Origin of the sequence: Arenibacter lacus, assembly GCF_008711145.1 — a bacterium.
In the GTDB taxonomy this organism is placed as follows: domain Bacteria; phylum Bacteroidota; class Bacteroidia; order Flavobacteriales; family Flavobacteriaceae; genus Arenibacter; species Arenibacter amylolyticus.
In genome coordinates this window covers 16,190-31,378 of sequence record NZ_VVIN01000045.1, presented here as the reverse complement: position 1 = coordinate 31,378, position 15,189 = coordinate 16,190, and the positions used below count along the sequence as shown (strand labels likewise).

The following is a 15,189-nucleotide window of genomic DNA, read 5'->3' as shown; positions in this document are numbered from 1 at the left end:
GAGTACGGGAACAGGCTTTTTGCCGACCTATTCTTCTTTATTACCGGATTCCACGGGTTTCACGTAAGTGTTGGTATTATACTGAATATAATCGTTTTCTTTAACGTACTGTTGGGTACCTATGAGAAACGAGGCCATTACGAGATGGTAGAGAAAGTAGGACTCTACTGGCATTTTGTGGATTTGGTTTGGGTATTCGTATTTACATTCTTCTACTTGGTGTAGATAATCGGATAAAATTATAATTGTCATAAGACTTAAAAAAATATATTTACAATGGCAGAAGATCAAAAGCTTGCAATTTTTAGAGGGTACTGGAAGTTTAAGAGCAACGTTCATAAAATATGGGGGGTATTAATCCTTCTTACCCTTGTTACTGCGGTAGAGGTGATATTGGGGATTATTAAACCAGAGGTTTTGGTGCATAGCCATTTCCTTGGAATGAAGTGGCTAAACTGGATTTTCATAATCCTAACCATAGTGAAGGCCTATTATATTGCATGGGATTTTATGCACCTTAGGGACGAGAAAACCTCCCTTAGAAGGATTATTGTCTGGACTGGGGTGTTTCTAATATCCTATATGGTATTTATATTATTATTCGAGGCAGATTACGTCCATAACGTTTTAAAGGAGGGCTTTATAGCTTGGAACTTCTAACGAATAATTAACAACTAAAAAGACGGTTTAACAACCGTCTTTTTTATTTTTGTACGGCCCCTACAGGGAATGGGCCAACCCTTCTTTTTACAAGATGGCCCTGCTAATATTTTTCAGATGAAAAAAACATTTGTTTTAGTTGTCCTCTTTGTGCTACCTATCCTAATTTATCTTTTTTTTGCTTCAGGAGTTACCAACTTTGGTAAGTTGACCCAGTTGACCGAGGAGGTCGCCGAAGTAGACTTCGGTCAGGATGCCGTATCCCTTAATGGAAAGATCACCATTTTGGGTTTTTTAGGTAAGAATATCCAATACCAGCAGGCACAAGCCTTCAATCTCAATCAGAAAATTTATAAGCGCTTTTATGAATTTAATGATTTTCAGTTTGTGATGGTAATGCCTAAAGGCACCGAGGAAGCGGTAGAATCCCTGAAAAAGGAATTGAACCAATTGACAGACGCCTCCAAATGGCATTTTGTTTTTGGGGAGGATGAGGAAATCAAAAAGCAATTTAACAGTCTAGAGAGCAACTTAACCTTGGGGGAGGATTTGGGGACGCCCTATGTGTTTATTATAGATAAAGAACGTAGACTAAGAGGAAGAGATGACGATGAGGACGAAGGGGTTAAATTCGGGTTTAATGCCTTAGAGGTAGCCGAGCTTAATAATAAGATGGTAGACGATGTAAAAATAATTCTGGCCGAATACCGTATGGCCTTGAAGAAGAATAATTCCAATAGAGAGAAATAATGCAAAAAAATAAGTATACCTATGTGTGGGTCTCCTTGGTGGTTTTGGTGTTTGGAATCATTTTTATTCCGCGGATCATTAATCGCTTTCAAGAGGGTACCGTAGTTAAAAGTGGTAGAATGAATTTAAAGGGTGATAACGAACCCTTGGCCTTTGTGGAAATAAATGGGAAGAAGCGAAAAGTTCCTGAATTTGCCTTCGTTAATCAGGATAGCCTCATGATTACCAATAGGGATTATGATGGTAAGGTTTATTTGGTGGAGTTTTTCTTTACCTCCTGTCCTACTATCTGCCCTATAATGAATAGGAATTTAGTGGAGTTGCAAGATGAGTTCAAGGATTTTGACAACTTTGGTGTGGCTTCCTTTACCATTGATCCAGAAAATGATACGCCAGAAGTACTCAAAACCTATGCCGAAAGATACGGGGTTACCAATATGGATTGGCACTTTTTAACCGGCGACATGAAAGATATCTATGAGTTGGCCAATAATGGGTTCAATATTTTTGCAGCCCATATGCCCGATGCTCCTGGTGGCTTTGAACACGCCGGATTGTTTGCGCTAATCGATAAAAACGGATACATCCGTTCTAGAATGGATAAGTTTGGAAATCCCATTATTTACTACAGAGGGGCTATTACAGAGGCCGAAGGCGTAAATGACCACGGTGAGGAGGAGCAGATCTCTATCCTAAAAGAAGACATTAAAAAACTATTGCAAGAGTAGATGGAAGTTAATTTAGCTAAGGAGAAGAAATTTAATAAGCTTATCAATGTGGTTTCTGTGGTGATTCCGCTGGTAGTTGCCCTGCTTTTTGGGGTTAAATTGCCCAATGTGGAGCCCTTAATGTTCTTGCCGCCCATATATGCCTCTACCAATGCGCTAACAGCCGTTTTATTGGTGGTGGCCGTTATTGCGGTAAAGCAAGGGAAGTTAGGCCTGCACCAAAAACTAATGACAGCTTGCATTGGGTTGTCATTGGCATTTTTAATTATGTATGTGGCGTATCACATGACGGCAGACTCTACTACCTTTGGAGGAGAAGGCAATATTAGGTATGTGTACTATTTTATTCTTATTACACATATCCTCCTGTCTATTGTAATTGTTCCCTTGGTGTTGCGTACCTTTGCAAAAGCATATTTAAAGCAATTTGAAGCGCATAGGAAACTCGCTAAGATTACCTTTCCAATTTGGTTGTATGTAGCAGTGAGTGGCGTAGTGGTTTATTTAATGATATCTCCTTATTATGGAAGCTAATACTAATGTACTGTTTAATAAAGTGGCTAGAACCAGGGTAAAATACCTTTTGGGGTCCCTTTTTTTATTGGTGATGTTGTTCCCGCAGTCGGCATCGGCACAATGTGCCATGTGTAGGGCGGTATTACAGACGGGAGATAATAACGCGGTAGCTGAGGGTATTAATAATGGGATAGTTTATTTAATGGCCGTGCCTTATATATTAGTGGCTGGGGTTTTCTTTTTTGTCTATAGAAAAATGAAATCTTAGTCCAGAACACCAAATACTTCCCGAATGGGGAAGGCATGCCTTTCCTCTTTTTAAAACTTCCTTTCTTGTCGGATGGCTGCTTACCTAGAGCCTCTTGGGCGTTCCGTTTTCCATTTTTTATTTATCTACGGCTTCGTTTGGCGATGAATGCCAACTTCTTTGATGCTTTTTACTCATCTCCCTTGCGCTTTTATAGTGCTATTTCTTTTACTCCCCTTTTGCGAAAGGAAAGTTCCTGAATTAGAGCTTGGTATATAGGTTTTATTTGTATTTTACAGCGTAGAACGTTCTTGTTCCTATTTCATCCATCGTACTATTCCCGCGGGTTTATTCGTAATATGGCGTCTTTCCTTAAAAGCTTGTCTTAAAGGAGTAGCTCCAGCGGTAATGCTTTATAGTACATGGTAAATAGGAATAGCCATCTGATTAAATATTTTTGCTAAATATATTATGCTGATTATCAGGGTTTTTTATTTTGATTAAAAGTTTTGTCAAAAAAAACTGTAACAAAATCAAGAAGGAATAGTCCTATACCTGTATAAGCTGCTAAAACCTGCTAATTCAATAATAACATGATAGAAATAAAAGACCTTCATAAATCTTATAAGATGGGGAACAATTCCCTTCACGTCTTAAAAGGAATCAATTTTACCGTAGATGATGGGGAGTTGGTAGCTATTATGGGGTCTTCGGGTTCCGGAAAATCTACCCTTCTCAATATTTTGGGGATGTTAGATGTCTTGGATGAGGGGACGTACACGCTAGATGGAGTGCCTATTAAAGATATGAATGAAACTAAGGCAGCGCAATATAGAAATAAGTTCTTGGGGTTTGTTTTCCAGTCCTTCAACCTTATTAATTATAAAACTGCGGCAGAGAATGTAGCGCTCCCCTTGTACTACCAAAAAGTGGGTAGAAAGGAACGAGAAATAAAGGCATTAAAATACCTGGAGCAGGTAGGGCTAAAAGAATGGGCAGGACATCTTCCCAGTGAATTGTCTGGAGGGCAAAAACAGCGGGTTGCCATCGCTAGGGCTATGGCAGCAGAACCTAAGGTATTGTTGGCCGATGAGCCTACAGGAGCCTTGGACAGTAAAACCTCTTATGAGGTGATGGATCTAATTCAGAAAATTAACGATGCCGGTAATACCATCCTCATTGTAACCCATGAGCCAGACATTGCCAAGATGTGTAAGAGAATAGTACATTTAAAGGACGGGGTTATCATAGAGGATGAAAAAATTAATCAAGTAAGAGCTTCTTCATATGTTCAGTAGGGATAATTGGAAGGAGATATTCGATACTATTCAAAAGAATAAGCTTCGTACATTTTTGTCTGGCTTTACGGTATCCCTGGGTATCCTCATTTTTGTGGTTCTCTTTGGTATGGGTAACGGCCTTATCAATACTTTTGATGATTTTTTTGGGGACGATGCCACCAACGTGCTGTTTGTGTTTCCTGGTCGTACCTCCGTTCCTTATAAAGGGTATAAATCCAATAGAACCATTGAATTTGATAACTCGGACTTGGAGGATTTAGAAAAAAACCTCGCCATGTTTGTGGAGTATACCACTCCTAGAATCACCCGAAGCGCCCTGGTTAAATATAAAAACGAGTCCAATAATTACACTACCCGTGCGGTAGCCCCTGCACATCAGTATGCGGAAAAGACCATTATGATGAAGGGGCGTTATTTAAACGAGCAGGATATAATAAATAGGACGAAATACGTGGTGATTGGTAGGTTGGTAGAACAAGACTTGTTTGGTAGTAAAAATGCCGTTGGAGAATACCTAGATGTGGGAGGGATAGCCTTTAAAGTTATAGGCGTCTTCCAAGATGAAGGGGGCGATAATGAGGAGCGTTTAATTTATTTACCCTATACCACCAGGCAGCTTATAGAGAAAAACACGGATAAGATCAATCAGATTATCGTGGGATTTAAACCAGAGATCGGGTATGTAGGTGCCATGGCGCTAGACAAAAGTTTGGATAGGTTGCTAAGGGAGAAAAAACATATTAGTCCTGAGGATCAAAACGGATTTTTTATAAGAAACGTCGCCGATCAATTAAAGCAAAACCAGCAATTTGCAAGGGTGCTCCAAATTATAGTTGCTTTTGTAGCCTTTGGGACCATTATAGCCGGGATAATTGGGATTAGTAATATCATGGTGTTTGTGGTAAAAGAACGCACCAAGGAATTGGGGATTAGAAAAGCCCTGGGGGCCACCCCTAAGTCGGTAATCAGTTCCATTTTGTTAGAGTCCATTTTTATAACCACTATTTCTGGATTTGTGGGGATGGTTATTGGCATAGCCATTCTAAACTCCATGGGAGATGAACTGGAAGATTACTTTATCACCAATCCCTATATAGACTTAACATTGGCCATCAGTGCTACCATACTTTTAATTGTGTTTGGGGCCATTGCGGGTTATATTCCAGCAAAGAGAGCCGCCGAAATTAAACCAATTATAGCCCTAAGAGACGAATAATATGCGATTTTTATTTGACCGAAATACATGGCAGGAGATTTTTGGTTCTATTGGAAAAAATAGGACCAGAACCATAATTACCGTAATTGGGGTGTTGTGGGGTATCTTTATTTACATTGCCCTATCCGGTGCCGCAAAGGGGATGGATAATGGCTTTGAAGAGATCTTTAAAAGTGTTGCCAAGAACAGTATGTTTGTTTGGGCGCAAAGTACTAGTATGCCCTATGAAGGCTTTAAAACTGGCAGGCCCATTCAATTAAAGTTGGAAGATGCGACCCAGCTAAAAAATAGGATTCCCGAGATAGAATACATTGCTCCCAGAAACGTAAGGGGTGTATTTGGAGACGCGCCAGGGACCATAGTAAGAGGACAGAAGTTTGGTAGTTATAACGTATACGGCGACTTTCCCGTTTTCACCAAAATTACCACCAAGAAAATTTATGACAACGGCAGGTTTATCAATGATGCAGATATAGAAAAAGCGAGAAAGGTTTGTGTTATTGGGGAGCGTACCGAAAAAGAATTGTTCGAAAAAGGCGAGTCGCCTATAGGGAAGTTTATCAGGATAGACAATGTATACTTCCAAGTAGTGGGAGTACATAAGTTTTCCCAAGGAGGAGGTTTCGATAATGATGGTGATATTTTTATCCCCTTTACCACCTATAGAAAATTATACAACACCGGAAACGACGTGGGCTGGTTTTCTATCGCCGCCTATAATGATGCCGATGTGCTAAAGGTAGAAGAGAGTGTAAAAGCACAATTGAAAAGAATACATAGAGTAAATCCAGATGATGAAAGAGCCTTTGGTTCCTTTAATATTGGAGAGGTGTTTAATAGAATCAGTGGTTTTGCCCAAGGGCTTACCTTCTTGTCTTTAGTAGTGGGGATTGCCACTATTTTGGCAGGGGTGATCGGGATTGGTAATATCTTGTTGATCTCCGTAAAAGAACGTACCAAGGAGATTGGGGTGCGTAGGGCCTTAGGAGCAACCCCCCGAGAAGTACGTGCCCAGATAATTTTGGAATCCGTGTTTCTAACAATGATTGCTGGGATCATGGGTATTATTCTAGGGGCAGGTGTGCTTAGTATAATCAACAACGCCACGGAAGATCTAGATTTTCCCTATTCCAACCCTACTGTTCCCATTCCCTATATTTTAGGCGCCTTGGCCATTATGGTGGTTCTGGGAACCCTAATAGGGCTGATTCCTGCGCAGCGGGCGGTCAGTATTAAACCAATAGACGCATTAAGAGAAGAATAAACATAACCAATTCTAAATAAATAGATACTGAAATGAATAAGATAGTAAAATATGTGCTAATAGGTGTTTTGGTGCTTGGAGCGCTCTGGGCTGCAGCTTTCTTTATTAAGTCCAACAGCAAATCTGCCATATCCTACGAGGTAAAAGCCCCCATCACTACCGATATTGAGAAGAAAACCGTAGCCACAGGAAAGGTTATTCCCGAAGACGAAGTAGAGATTAAACCTCAGATTTCAGGGATAATCGATGAAATATTCCTAAAGGAAGGTGCTAAGGTAAATGCGGGCGATCTTATAGCTAAAATTAAGGTGGTTCCCAATGAGCAGTCCCTTAACCAAGCGAAAGGAAGGGTTAGGAATGCAGAAATAGCCTTGAATAATGTGAAATCTGAGTACGATAGAAATAAAACCTTGTTTGAAAAAGGAGTGATTTCTAGTCAGGATTATGATACCCAAAAGCTACGCTATGACCAGGCGGTGTTAGAACTAGAAAACGCGCGATCGGACTATCAGATTATACGAGTGGGTTCTGCGGGAGGTTCTTCCCTAGCAAATACCAATATCAGGGCCACCGTATCGGGAACAGTCTTGGAGATTCCCGTGAAAAAAGGGGATCAGGTAATACAGAGTAATAACTTTAATGAAGGAACCACCATTGCAACCATCGCAGATCTGAGTGTAATGATCTTTGAAGGAAAAGTAGATGAAGGAGAAGTCGGTAAATTGGAACTGGGGATGCCATTGGAAATAAGCTTGGGGGCCATTAATGATAAAACCTTCGATGCCAAGCTTAGGTTTATAGCGCCTAAGGGATTGGAAGAATCAGGTGCTGTACAGTTTAAGATAGAAGGGGATGTTACCATTGAAGACGAATTCCTAATACGTGCAGGTTATAGTGCCAATGCCTCTTTGGTGCTAGAAAGGAAAGAGAATGTGCTGGCCATCCCAGAAGCGCTATTGCAGTTCGATAAAAAAACCGACAAGCCTTATGTAGAGATTGCCACGGGGCCCGTGGAAGAACAGAAGTTTGAAAGAAGGGATGTGGAAATTGGAATCTCGGATGGGGTAAATGTAGAGATCCTATCGGGAATTACGGAAAATGATAAGGTGAAGGTATGGAATAAAACAGAGCCAATTAAAATAGGAACGGAAGACGAGGAAGAGGCCGAATAAACCAATGACATTATCAATAAAAAAAACAGGATATAGATGAGAATTAATGGTATTATAGGAATATTTCTTTTCAGTTTTGCGACCATCACGGCCCAAGGGAAGAAGTGGACTTTGGAAGAATGTGTTCGTTATGCCGTAGACCACAATTTAACAATAGAACAGTACGAACTGGACTTGGACAATGCTATGATAGATAGGTCCGATGCCATTGGCGCTATGTTGCCTACCTTCAATATGAATGCAAGGATTTCTGGCAATTCGGGCTTGGTTCTGGACCAATCTAGAAACCAGCAGGTAACCGGAACCATCACCACCGCTTCGGGCGGATTTGGTTCGTCCGTTACAATTTTTGACGGGCTTAGGAACATGCATAGATTAAATAGGGCTAAGCTAAATGCCTTGGCCAATCAATATCGCTTAGACAATTTGAAGGACGATATTATGCTGGCCGTAGCCAATGCCTACCTCCAGATACTGTCTAATAAAGAGACATTAAAAGTACTCCGTGCACAATATGCCGTTACCACTCAGGATTTGGATAAAACCAAAGAGTTGGTGAATGCCGGGGTGGTCCCAAATGGTGATTTGTTGGAAATTGAAGCCACCTTGGCCAATCAGGAACAGCAAATAGTAAACATGGGAAATAGTGTTTTGCTTTCCCGGATAAATTTGGCTCAGCTTTTACAGATAACCGATTATGAGAATTTTGATATCGTAGAAGAGGAATTTGATATTCCCCCCGCAACGATCTTAGACAATTCCCCGAAATCTATTTTTGAAAAAGCGCTTACCTTTAGGAATGATATTAAATTCTCCTTGTCCAATGTGGACTTGGCGATAAAGGACCTGCAAATAGCCAAGGGGGCCGTTTACCCTACTTTGGGAGCCTTTTTTAATTATGGGACACAGTATTCCAGTGAATTTAGAAATCCGGCTACAGGAGAGCGAATTCCCTTTGCAGATCAGTTGTATCTAACCGATGGAATTTCATATGGCTTGCAATTGAATATCCCCGTGTTTAACGGCTTTAGCACCAGAAATGCGGTGCAGCGAGCCAAAATCAACGTAGAGCGGTCTAAGTTGCAGCACAAGCAAAATAAATTGGATCTGGAGACAAATATCAATCAGGCTTATGTAGATGTAACCAGTTATGCCAAGGCGTACGAGGCAGCAGAAAAAACACTGGAAGCAAGGCTGTTGGCATACGAATACTCTAGAGACCGATTTAATGTGGGGTTAATGAACTCCTTCGACTATAGTCAGGCGCAATCCCGTGTAGATAATGCGGAAGCAGAGCTTATCCGTACCAAATACGATTATATTTTTAGATTAAAAGTGCTCGAATTTTATTTTGGTCTGCCAATAGTTTTAGATTAAGTTATATTTGTAGCCTATATGGCGATACTATTAAACTTGGAAACGGCAACCACCAATTGTTCGGTGAGTATTGCCAAAAACGGAAAGCAGATCCTTTTAAAAGAGGATAATAGCCCTAATTACTCACATTCAGAAAAACTACATGTTTTTATACAGGAAGCTTTGCAAGAGGCTTCCTTGTCTTTTAATGACCTTTCGGCCATTGCCGTAAGTAAAGGCCCTGGTTCCTATACCGGATTGCGAATAGGAGTGTCTGCGGCCAAGGGATTGTGTTTTTCATTGGATCTCCCCTTAATATCGGTTGCTACGCTAGAGAGCTTGGCCAAGCAAGCCACCCCCAATACCTATAAGTATATTATTCCTGTTTTAGATGCAAGAAGGATGGAAGTGTATTCGGCCATCTTTAATACCCAAGGAGAACAACTAAGGGAAACCAAGGCCGAGGTTATAGAGGAAGGCCATTTTATGGAGTATGCAGAACAAGGGCCGGTGCTGCTCATCGGGGATGGGGCAGAAAAATGTAAGGAACTCTTAGATCATCCTAACTTTACTTTTGAAACTGCCTTGCCAACAGCACAGCAAATGGGAGAACTCTCCTATAAAAAGTTCAAAGTAGGCGATTTTGAGAATGTCGCCTACTTTGAACCCTATTACTTAAAAGATTTTATTCTAAAGACCAAGAAGAAGTCCTAAGCCTTTGCATTGTGTATTACCCGTTGTGGGAATGGTATTTCTATACCTGCCTCATCAAATCGATACTTAAGCTCTTCTATTACATGGAAATGAGCCCCCCAAAACACGCTGGTTTCCGCCCAGAAGCGTAGGGAAAGATTTACGGAGCTATCCCCCAATTCGGCAACAAAAACCTGTGGAGCAGGATCCTTTAGTATGTTCTCGTTCTCAGCACATATTTGCAAAAGGATTTCCCTAGCTTGTTTGATATTAGCATCGTACCCAATCCCAATGGTAATATTATCCCTTCTTGTGCTTTGCGCATTGTAGTTAATAATATTGTTGTTAGACAATTGTCCGTTAGGGATAATGGCAATTTGATTTCCAGCAGTACTGAGCTTTGTGGTAAATATCGTGATTTCCCTAACCGTACCGTCTACACCCTGTGCAGATATCCAATCGCCTACCTTAAAAGGCTTAAACAATAAAATGAGGACACCACCAGCAAAATTGGACAAGGACCCCTGTAAGGCCAGACCAACAGCAAGACCAGCGGCACCAATAATGGCGATTAGGGAGCCAGATTCTACTCCTAGCTGGGTGATTACAAGAACGAAAAGCATTATTTTAAGCCCAATATTGATAAAACTTCGCAGGAAGCTCTCCAATGATGGGTCGTAATCCGTCTTCTCAAAGAATTTACGCACCAAACGATTGATGATTTTTATAGCCCATGAGCCTAAAAAATAGATGAGAATGGCCATTCCTAAGCTTGGAAGTGCCTTCCACATAAATGCCACTGCCTGATCCCAGTGTTCTTCGTAATTTGTAATAATATCGATATCCATAAATTTTAAATTTTTAACAAAACAAATAAAAATCTTTTAGGTCGCCAAGAATAGAAAATCAAACAATTGTTAATGTTGGCAACCGAAGCCAATTTAGGGTGAAAGGGCCAAAATAAATTGATGACATAAAAAAAGCGCCTAATAGTGGCGCTTAATTAGGGTGGGTAAATAAAACTACTTGACTTCAAATGTTATTTTTACATTCACGCGATATTGCATAATTTTTCCATCCTCTACGGTTGCACTTTGCTCTTTTATATATACGGATCGTATATTTTTAACGGTTTTGGAAGCTTCTTTCACAGCATTTTTAGCTGCATCTTCCCATCCATCTTCTGAACTTGCTAGTATTTCAATAATTTTTAAGATTGCCATAATATATGAATTTAGATTTTCTTAAAGTTAGCAAATAAAAGATGGAAAACCTTGTAAGTGCGCAGAAAATCAACCGTTTATGGCAACTACTTCATTGATTTTGTCACCCATCATATTTTTTAACATCGTCTCAATCCCATTTTTCAAGGTGAAGGTAGAGGAGGGACATCCACTACAAGCCCCCTGTAGAATTACATTTACGGTTTTGCTATCTTCTTCGTATGATTGAAATAGGATGTTTCCGCCGTCCGAAGCAACTGCTGGCTTCACGTATTCTTCCAATATATCAATGATCTGCTTAGAGGTGTCGTCCAGATTGGAGTCTTCCAATTTTGAGGCAGGAGAATCCGAGCGCTGCTTTTGAATGCTGCTGGCAGATACCACTTCGTTGCCTTCGGCAATAAAATCGCGGATGGTCTCGCGAATAGAAGAGGTGACCTCATCCCATTCTACCACATCATATTTGTTGATGGAAACATAATTCTCATCAAAGAAGACTTCTTTTACAAAAGGAAAGGTAAATAAATGGCTCGCCAATTTAGAGTCTTTGGCTTCTTCAATATTCTTAAACTCGAACGATGTGGGTACTATTCTTTTATTGGTAACAAATTTCATTGCAGCGGGGTTTGGGGTAACTTCTGCATAAACGGTCACCGCTACTTTCTTTTTGTCGTCCACCTCTTCTTCATTAACTACCACCTCGCCGGCATTTAGGTAATCGGCTAATTGCTGGGCTACCGTATCTTTTACATCGTCCCACTCCACAATATTAAAACGCTCCAAGCCAATGAAATTACCCGCTATATAAACCGTCTTTATAAATGGCAAGTGAAATAGCTGTTGGGCCAAAGGCGAGTTTTTGGCTTCGTCTATATTTTTAAATTCGTATTGTTGGTTCTTAGTGAGAAAGTGGTTGGTTTCAAATTTTAGGATCGCCGGATTATTGGTCGGGACCACTGTAATTGTATACTCCTTCATAATGAATATTTTTTACAAAAGTACGAAGGATTTCTAAGTTATGGCGTATATAATAATGTAGTCTTTAAATCGTTATAGATTGTATATGGGCAATGCAGCTAAACCCCCTCACCTCTTAAATGAAGCAGCTATATTTGGTTATCCTTTTTGTTCTTGCCCTGGGTCCTTCAACCCATGGTCAAGAAGGAGTACCCGTATACTTTGATTATTTATCGGACAACTATTATTTGGTTTATCCCTCTATGGCAGGGATCGGGGAAGGTGGTAAGATAAGGGCAACCTTAAGAAAACAGTGGTTTAATGTAGATAGGGCACCCAATTTGCAAACCCTCAATGCACATTTTAGAGTAGGGGAGCAAAGTGGTTTGGGGGCCATTTTCTTTAAGGATGCCAATGGCTATCATTCCCAAGCCGGACTAAAGCTCACCTATGCCCATCACTTGCGGCTGGGAGGCGACTTTAGAAGCCTTAATCAGTTGTCTTTTGGACTAAGTGCAGGATTACAAGAAAGTACTTTAGACGAAACTTCCTTTGTTTCCGTAATACCAGACCCCTTGGTTACAGGTTCTAGAAATAGTGTTGGTTATTTTAATTTGGATTTGGGGATGTCTTATAACTTCTTGGAATTCCAAGCACATGCGGCTGTGCATAATTTATTGGGAAGGGGTAGGGACCTATACTCCGCAGTGGAAGCTACCAATCTCAGGAAATACCTACTCTCCATTGGCTACCTTTTTGGACGAGGGGATTGGCAAATAGAACCTTCTACCTTGTTTCAATACACCGAATTTACTAGGGAAAGGGCCATAGATATAAACCTTAAGGCGTACAGGGCTGTAAATTTTGGTACGGTTTGGGGCGGAATTTCCTATCGGAGAAGTTTGCAAAGCGTGCACTACCAAACCCAATCCGACGTGGGGGAACAATCCTTGCAATTGATTACGCCCATGGTAGGGGTAAATTATAAACGGTTTTTGGTGGCATATAACTATTCCTATCAAATGGGCGATCCCAAGTTTCACGACGGAGGATTCCATCAAATTACCCTGGGGTACGACTTTGGGCAAAGGGAAAAAAGGTACGACTGTTCCTGTCCCGCGGTCAATTATTAAGTGAGAAAATGTGATACTTCTTTTAATTCATCCATCTTTTGGTCTTCGGTTTCTGTACCATCCATGGAGAACTCCCACTTATTTTGAATAGTTTTGTGATAGTGAAAATAGGATGTCTAGGGGTCCAAGTCATTGAGGCAGCATGATAGCTCTTTAATGGCAGTTACAGAGGCATTAATTAATAATCCAATTATGATCAAGGAAGTAAATGGGAAATCGCCCCAAATAGGGGAAGATTGTTATATAGCCGAGAATGCGACCATTGTTGGCGATGTAACCATGGGAAAGCAATGTAGTGTATGGTTCAATGCGGTAATTCGCGGCGATGTACATTACATTAAGATGGGCGATAAGGTGAATGTACAAGATGGAGCGGTAATCCATGGTACCTACCTTAAGTCGCCCACCACAATTGGCAATAAGGTGTCTATTGGGCATAATGCCATTGTACACGGTTGCACCATACATGATAATGTCCTCATAGGGATGGGAAGTATTGTGATGGACGACTGTGTGGTGGAAAGTAATAGTATTATTGCGGCCGGAGCGGTACTTACCAAAGGTACCCATGTTCCCTCGGGGACTATTTTCGCAGGGATGCCGGCAAAAAAGATCAAGGATATTAGCGAGGCCTTAAGTGAGGGCGAGGTTAATAGGATTGCAGAGAGTTATGTGAAGTATTCCAGTTGGTTTAAAGAGTAGTCAATACGCTTGCAAATACCTTCATTCTTCCTAGTTTTAATTAAAAAAATAGCTGCCTATCTAACTGAAGGTGTATTTGTAAGGACAATAAGTCAAATAATCCTATTTTTGCAAAGCAAAAAAAGATTAAAAATTGCATGCGACATACCTCCCCTAGGGACAGTGAATGTCACTTTTAAATTCAGGAATATAAATTTATAACTTTAAAAATATGAATGCATATATATTTCCCGGGCAGGGAGCCCAATTTGTAGGTATGGGATTGGACCTTTACGAAAAATATCCCTTGGCGCAAGAGCTATTCGAAAAGGCCAATGAGATCCTAGGTTTCTCCATTACGGACTTGATGTTCGAAGGAAGCGCGGAAGACCTAAAGGAAACCAAGGTTACCCAACCGGCAATTTTCTTGCATTCGGTGATATTGGGCAAGATCATGGGAGATAGTTTTGCACCCGATATGGTGGCAGGGCATTCTTTGGGAGAATTTTCAGCCTTGGTGGCCAACGGCACCTTAAGTTTTGAGGATGGCCTAAAATTGGTATCCCAACGTGCCCAAGCAATGCAAAAAGCATGTGAATTGCAGCCTAGTACTATGGCTGCTGTGCTAGGATTGGAAGATGAAGTAGTAGAAAAAATATGTGGGGAAATTCCTGGGGTAGTAGTGCCCGCCAATTATAATTGCCCAGGGCAATTGGTAATTTCAGGAGAAGTGGCAGCTATAGAGGAAGCCTGTGAGAAACTGAAGGAAGCAGGTGCCAGAAGAGCCTTGGTATTGCCAGTTGGTGGTGCTTTCCACTCACCTTTAATGGAGCCTGCAAGGGCAGAATTGGCCGCAGCAATTGAGAATACCACCTTTAATACGCCAAGTTGTCCAGTATATCAGAATGTGACCACTACAGGGGTAACAGATCCCCAAGAAATAAAAGAAAACCTTATTGCGCAGCTAACGGCACCTGTTAAATGGACCCAAAGTGTGCAGCAAATGGTAGCCGATGGTGCAACGCTCTTTACCGAAATAGGACCTGGAAAAGTATTGCAGGGATTGGTGAAGAAAATTCATCGCGATGCGGAAACACAATCCGCTAAGGTAGAAGAATAAAACCTACCAGAACATACACCCAAAGGGGCAAAGGAGCTGCGACCAATTTTTTATTGATTGCCCTCCTTTGCCCCTTGCTATTTTACACCTAAATAGACGTTGCTAGAAGTTATTTGCCGTTCATCTGATAAATACATATTTGACCCTAGTTTGTTAGGACAAGGCCCTGATT

18 protein-coding genes are annotated in these 15,189 nt (G+C 40.9%); 15 read left to right on the top strand and 3 right to left on the bottom strand.

Annotated elements, in window-relative coordinates:
* From F1E73_RS12640 to tsaB, 12 genes are all read left to right on the top strand, one after another.
* The coding region (locus tag F1E73_RS12640) for a cytochrome c oxidase subunit 3 (RefSeq protein WP_191089018.1) at positions 1-225 on the top strand (225 nt) is incomplete at its 5' end.
* A gap of 51 nt (positions 226-276) precedes the next feature.
* The gene (locus F1E73_RS12635) at positions 277-660 is read left to right on the top strand and encodes a cytochrome C oxidase subunit IV family protein (protein ID WP_086477021.1); all 384 of its coding nucleotides are present in this window, start codon (positions 277-279) and stop codon (positions 658-660) included.
* Between the two features lie 117 nt (positions 661-777).
* Complete coding sequence (locus tag F1E73_RS12630) at positions 778-1,410, top strand: thioredoxin domain-containing protein (protein WP_150452092.1); 633 nt, start codon at positions 778-780, stop codon at positions 1,408-1,410.
* Positions 1,410-2,138: an SCO family protein gene (locus F1E73_RS12625; RefSeq protein ID WP_150452091.1), complete on the top strand. Its 729-nt coding sequence runs from the start codon at positions 1,410-1,412 to the stop codon at positions 2,136-2,138. Before F1E73_RS12630 ends, F1E73_RS12625 begins: the two co-directional genes overlap by 1 nt.
* Positions 2,139-2,672, top strand: coding sequence for a DUF420 domain-containing protein (locus F1E73_RS12620; RefSeq protein ID WP_086477019.1), 534 nt, complete (start codon positions 2,139-2,141; stop codon positions 2,670-2,672).
* Positions 2,662-2,922, top strand: a complete 261-nt coding sequence (locus tag F1E73_RS12615) for a hypothetical protein (RefSeq protein ID WP_086477018.1) — start codon at positions 2,662-2,664, stop codon at positions 2,920-2,922. Before F1E73_RS12620 ends, F1E73_RS12615 begins: the two co-directional genes overlap by 11 nt.
* A gap of 572 nt (positions 2,923-3,494) precedes the next feature.
* The gene (locus F1E73_RS12610) at positions 3,495-4,199 is read left to right on the top strand and encodes an ABC transporter ATP-binding protein (protein ID WP_086477017.1); all 705 of its coding nucleotides are present in this window, start codon (positions 3,495-3,497) and stop codon (positions 4,197-4,199) included.
* Positions 4,189-5,418, top strand: coding sequence for an ABC transporter permease (locus F1E73_RS12605; RefSeq protein WP_150452090.1), 1,230 nt, complete (start codon positions 4,189-4,191; stop codon positions 5,416-5,418). Before F1E73_RS12610 ends, F1E73_RS12605 begins: the two co-directional genes overlap by 11 nt.
* Before the next feature lies 1 nt (position 5,419).
* Complete coding sequence (locus F1E73_RS12600) at positions 5,420-6,682, top strand: ABC transporter permease (protein ID WP_150452089.1); 1,263 nt, start codon at positions 5,420-5,422, stop codon at positions 6,680-6,682.
* A gap of 32 nt (positions 6,683-6,714) precedes the next feature.
* Positions 6,715-7,854 carry an efflux RND transporter periplasmic adaptor subunit gene (locus F1E73_RS12595; RefSeq protein WP_086477014.1) on the top strand — a complete coding sequence of 380 codons (1,140 nt, stop codon included), beginning with the start codon at positions 6,715-6,717 and terminating at the stop codon, positions 7,852-7,854.
* Positions 7,855-7,890: 36 nt separating this feature from the next.
* Positions 7,891-9,231, top strand: coding sequence for a TolC family protein (locus tag F1E73_RS12590; RefSeq protein ID WP_086477013.1), 1,341 nt, complete (start codon positions 7,891-7,893; stop codon positions 9,229-9,231).
* A gap of 18 nt (positions 9,232-9,249) precedes the next feature.
* Positions 9,250-9,924, top strand: coding sequence for a tRNA (adenosine(37)-N6)-threonylcarbamoyltransferase complex dimerization subunit type 1 TsaB (gene tsaB, locus F1E73_RS12585; protein ID WP_150452088.1), 675 nt, complete (start codon positions 9,250-9,252; stop codon positions 9,922-9,924).
* On the opposite strand, the gene F1E73_RS12580 is transcribed toward tsaB, so the two are convergent.
* From F1E73_RS12580 to F1E73_RS12570, 3 genes are all read right to left on the bottom strand, one after another.
* Positions 9,921-10,751 carry a mechanosensitive ion channel family protein gene (locus tag F1E73_RS12580; protein WP_394334925.1) on the bottom strand — a complete coding sequence of 277 codons (831 nt, stop codon included), beginning with the start codon at positions 10,749-10,751 and terminating at the stop codon, positions 9,921-9,923. The genes tsaB and F1E73_RS12580 overlap by 4 nt on opposite strands.
* 174 nt (positions 10,752-10,925) lie before the next feature.
* On the bottom strand, positions 10,926-11,126 hold the full coding sequence (locus tag F1E73_RS12575; protein WP_086477011.1) for a dodecin family protein: 201 nt from the start codon (positions 11,124-11,126) through the stop codon (positions 10,926-10,928).
* Positions 11,127-11,195: 69 nt separating this feature from the next.
* The gene (locus tag F1E73_RS12570) at positions 11,196-12,104 is read right to left on the bottom strand and encodes a NifU family protein (protein WP_086477010.1); all 909 of its coding nucleotides are present in this window, start codon (positions 12,102-12,104) and stop codon (positions 11,196-11,198) included.
* A gap of 119 nt (positions 12,105-12,223) precedes the next feature.
* Here F1E73_RS12570 and F1E73_RS12565 point away from each other — a divergent pair, with 119 nt between their 5' ends.
* The 3 genes from F1E73_RS12565 (at position 12,224) to fabD (ending at position 15,017) form a co-directional block, all read left to right on the top strand.
* Complete coding sequence (locus F1E73_RS12565; protein ID WP_086477009.1) at positions 12,224-13,216, top strand: PorP/SprF family type IX secretion system membrane protein; 993 nt, start codon at positions 12,224-12,226, stop codon at positions 13,214-13,216.
* 192 nt (positions 13,217-13,408) lie between these two features.
* The gene (locus F1E73_RS12560; RefSeq protein ID WP_394334924.1) at positions 13,409-13,918 is read left to right on the top strand and encodes a gamma carbonic anhydrase family protein; all 510 of its coding nucleotides are present in this window, start codon (positions 13,409-13,411) and stop codon (positions 13,916-13,918) included.
* Positions 13,919-14,129: 211 nt separating this feature from the next.
* The gene (fabD, locus tag F1E73_RS12555; RefSeq protein WP_086477008.1) at positions 14,130-15,017 is read left to right on the top strand and encodes an ACP S-malonyltransferase; all 888 of its coding nucleotides are present in this window, start codon (positions 14,130-14,132) and stop codon (positions 15,015-15,017) included.
* The last annotated feature ends 172 nt before the right edge of the window (positions 15,018-15,189 follow it).

Excerpts from the sequence above, each read along its gene's own strand:
- F1E73_RS12635 (WP_086477021.1), top strand. The coding sequence starts at position 277 with ATGGCAGAAGATCAAAAGCTTGCAATTTTTAGAGGGTACTGGAAGTTT.
- F1E73_RS12630 (WP_150452092.1), top strand. The coding sequence starts at position 778 with ATGAAAAAAACATTTGTTTTAGTTGTCCTCTTTGTGCTACCTATCCTA.
- F1E73_RS12625 (WP_150452091.1), top strand. The coding sequence starts at position 1,410 with ATGCAAAAAAATAAGTATACCTATGTGTGGGTCTCCTTGGTGGTTTTG.
- F1E73_RS12620 (WP_086477019.1), top strand. The coding sequence starts at position 2,139 with ATGGAAGTTAATTTAGCTAAGGAGAAGAAATTTAATAAGCTTATCAAT.
- F1E73_RS12615 (WP_086477018.1), top strand. The coding sequence starts at position 2,662 with ATGGAAGCTAATACTAATGTACTGTTTAATAAAGTGGCTAGAACCAGG.
- F1E73_RS12610 (WP_086477017.1), top strand. The coding sequence starts at position 3,495 with ATGATAGAAATAAAAGACCTTCATAAATCTTATAAGATGGGGAACAAT.
- F1E73_RS12605 (WP_150452090.1), top strand. The coding sequence starts at position 4,189 with ATGTTCAGTAGGGATAATTGGAAGGAGATATTCGATACTATTCAAAAG.
- F1E73_RS12600 (WP_150452089.1), top strand. The coding sequence starts at position 5,420 with ATGCGATTTTTATTTGACCGAAATACATGGCAGGAGATTTTTGGTTCT.
- F1E73_RS12595 (WP_086477014.1), top strand. The coding sequence starts at position 6,715 with ATGAATAAGATAGTAAAATATGTGCTAATAGGTGTTTTGGTGCTTGGA.
- F1E73_RS12590 (WP_086477013.1), top strand. The coding sequence starts at position 7,891 with ATGAGAATTAATGGTATTATAGGAATATTTCTTTTCAGTTTTGCGACC.
- tsaB (WP_150452088.1), top strand. The coding sequence starts at position 9,250 with ATGGCGATACTATTAAACTTGGAAACGGCAACCACCAATTGTTCGGTG.
- F1E73_RS12580 (WP_394334925.1), bottom strand. The coding sequence starts at position 10,751 with ATGGATATCGATATTATTACAAATTACGAAGAACACTGGGATCAGGCA.
- F1E73_RS12575 (WP_086477011.1), bottom strand. The coding sequence starts at position 11,126 with ATGGCAATCTTAAAAATTATTGAAATACTAGCAAGTTCAGAAGATGGA.
- F1E73_RS12570 (WP_086477010.1), bottom strand. The coding sequence starts at position 12,104 with ATGAAGGAGTATACAATTACAGTGGTCCCGACCAATAATCCGGCGATC.
- F1E73_RS12565 (WP_086477009.1), top strand. The coding sequence starts at position 12,224 with ATGAAGCAGCTATATTTGGTTATCCTTTTTGTTCTTGCCCTGGGTCCT.
- F1E73_RS12560 (WP_394334924.1), top strand. The coding sequence starts at position 13,409 with ATGATCAAGGAAGTAAATGGGAAATCGCCCCAAATAGGGGAAGATTGT.
- fabD (WP_086477008.1), top strand. The coding sequence starts at position 14,130 with ATGAATGCATATATATTTCCCGGGCAGGGAGCCCAATTTGTAGGTATG.